This is a genomic window from uncultured Aliivibrio sp. (genome assembly GCF_946479765.1).
Classification (GTDB): Bacteria; Pseudomonadota; Gammaproteobacteria; order Enterobacterales; family Vibrionaceae; genus Aliivibrio.
Genome location: NZ_CAMLHO010000115.1, coordinates 1 through 2,667, shown reverse-complemented (window position 1 = coordinate 2,667; position 2,667 = coordinate 1). Strand labels below are relative to the sequence as shown.

Sequence of the window (2,667 nt, the reverse complement as noted above, 5' to 3'; positions counted from 1 at the left end):
CTTTTTGTGTTTTTATTCCCTTCGTGTTTTTTTGCGAAAATCATAGATAAAAAACTGATTTATTGTAGATAATTCTATTATTTTCTACTACATTATATGGATACATATTCAAAAGGCTTGAAACATTGCGCGGATTACATTCTCTTCTTATCATTTTGTTATTAGGCTTAGTCGTAGAGAAAGCTATCGCTCGTAAACTAACACCAGAAAGACAAGTCGAACAAGCTTTTGCAACCTCTCTCGTTTTATCTGATAGTAATATGATTACATTCGGTATCGCCGATTTTAATCCAAATAATTACTTAGATAATAACATTGGTGACGCTAATGCTGTTGAACTTCGGAATCAATTTACCGTATATGCCCTACCTTATACCTTTGAGTTAACTGATGACCCTGATTCTCTGTGGTCACATGAAATAACAGTGCGCGCATCTTACGTTAACACTGATGTTGATGTAGAAGTCCTAGACAAAAATTCTCCAGATTCGGATGTAGATGAAATATTCGGTTTATACGCTGAATACGCTCAAAGCTATGCATTTTATAAGGATTGGACAATTTCATTTGGTAATGCGCTCCACCTAATGCACTACAAAAACACACATAAATATAACTCGGATTATAGTCAAGCTTTGTCTCCTTACCTTGATGGCACCTATTACAACTTATCAAGCAACACGTTCATCATTGAACCTAAACTTACGTTTGAATATAAAAAAGAAACCGATTGGGGAGAATGGCGCTTTAACAACAGCTACCACTACGCATTTGGACAAGGATTTGGGGGCTCTGCTGATTTTAGTTCCGACGTAAACCCTGAGGTATGGCGATTTGTAAATAGCCTTCAACTAAGATACAACATGGCACACTGGAATCGTTTAGCTCAGGTTCTTTATTTAAAAGCAAAACGAGTAGATCTCGGTGGTGATGTGAATGAACCTCTGGGCACTGACTATTATTATGAATTTAATATTGCATGGTTAATCGATACTAGAAAATGGATTTCCTTAGTTGATAATGTAGGTATTGGTTTCACCTTTAATGTAGGTAGTGCATTACGTGGCGGTAGCATAGTCCTTTTTTACGATGAATAGCTACCAAAGCAACCAAAACCAGCAATAACCGTAACATCAAGTTAATATATTTTACCTTATAGCAACCCCAAAGCATTGATAAAAATGATACTATCATTCCTTAAAATTAGACAATATCCTTCTGAATAATGCATTAAAATACAATTATTCTTCATTTATTTTCGTTAACAATCTATTCGATTTTTAAGCGAGAGTAAGGAATGATATTTCAACTTAGGAGTACTATGTCAAACACTCTATCTATTGGCGCACTTGAATCATTTTTAATTGCCATTGCGGTGCTTTTTCTCGGCCACTTGGTCAATTCAAAAGTTGTACTATTTAAAAAATATAATATCCCAGAACCTATTGTGGGTGGCTTAATTGTTGCTGTTGCTATTACTGCCCTTCATTTTCAAGGTGTTAATTTACAGTTCTCACTGCCTTTACAAAGTACATTTATGTTAATGTTCTTTAGTACAGTCGGCCTGGCTGCCAACTACAAGCAATTAATTAAAGGTGGCACTAAAGTGTTTCTTTTCCTTGCTGTTGCTTCTGTTTATATCATCATCCAGAATGGCATTGGGGTAAGTCTAGCTAGCATGATGGGACTAGATCCTTTAATGGGACTAATTGCAGGTTCAATTACCCTCTCTGGTGGACACGGAACAGGAGCAGCTTGGTCACAAACATTTGCTGAAACCTACCATTTAAACACACTAGAATTAGCAATGGCGTCAGCTACTTTTGGGTTAATTATGGGAGGCTTAATTGGCAGCCCTATTGCACAAAAATTAATCCATAAACACAATCTAGAATCTGAGTACGGTACCGGTGTTGATACACATAGTCGTTTTCCTGAGCTGGTTACTTATAACGAACGCGAAGAAGACAAAGTTACTGCAAAAAAAGTAATCGAAACACTCTTCGTACTTTTAATTTGTGTCGTTGGTGCTGGATACCTTGGTGATTTAATTGCAACGTTTGACATATCATGGCTAAAGATACCTGATTTTGTCTATGCATTATTTATCGGTGTATTCATCACAAACCTTACTGAAGTGACTAAGGTCCATAAGATTGATACTGAAACGGTTGATATTCTAGGCACTGTTTCATTGGCTCTATTTTTAGCAATGGCATTAATGAGTTTAAAACTGTGGAACATTTTTGATTTAGCAATTCCACTGTTAGTAATCCTCTCTATTCAAACTGTTGTATTAGCATTGTTTTCATACTTTGTTACTTTCCGTGTAATGGGTGGTAATTATGATGCGGCAGTAATGGCTGGCGGTCACTGTGGGTTTGGCTTAGGAGCAACACCAACAGCAGTAATGAACATGGGCTCTCTTGTATCTCGCTTTGGTCCATCACCACAAGCATTTATGGTCGTTCCAATTGTTGGTGCTTTCTTTATTGATATAGTGAATTTAATTATCCTACAAACCTACATTAGCTTTATTGGATAATATACAATCATGAAAAAGCCCGATACTTTACCGTATCGGGCTTTTTTCGTTTAAATAACAATCCATTATTGTGCAATATTAGTCAGGGTATTCCTGCCTAATATCGATAAATTGTTGAATAT

The 2,667-nt window shown here is 36.3% G+C and carries 2 protein-coding genes; both read left to right on the top strand.

Annotated features, from left to right (window positions below; genetic code table 11):
• Positions 1 to 125: 125 nt before the first annotated feature.
• Entirely contained in the window at positions 126 to 1,097 is a 972-nt protein-coding gene (locus Q1K78_RS17305; protein WP_300181697.1) for a Solitary outer membrane autotransporter beta-barrel domain, read from the top strand.
• Between the two features lie 224 nt (positions 1,098 to 1,321).
• Complete coding sequence (gltS, locus tag Q1K78_RS17300; protein ID WP_300181695.1) at positions 1,322 to 2,545, top strand: sodium/glutamate symporter; 1,224 nt, start codon at positions 1,322 to 1,324, stop codon at positions 2,543 to 2,545.
• Positions 2,546 to 2,667: the final 122 nt, after the last annotated feature.

Coding starts and splice junctions, on each gene's coding strand:
- gltS (WP_300181695.1), top strand. CDS start 1,322: ATGTCAAACACTCTATCTATTGGCGCACTTGAATCATTTTTAATTGCC.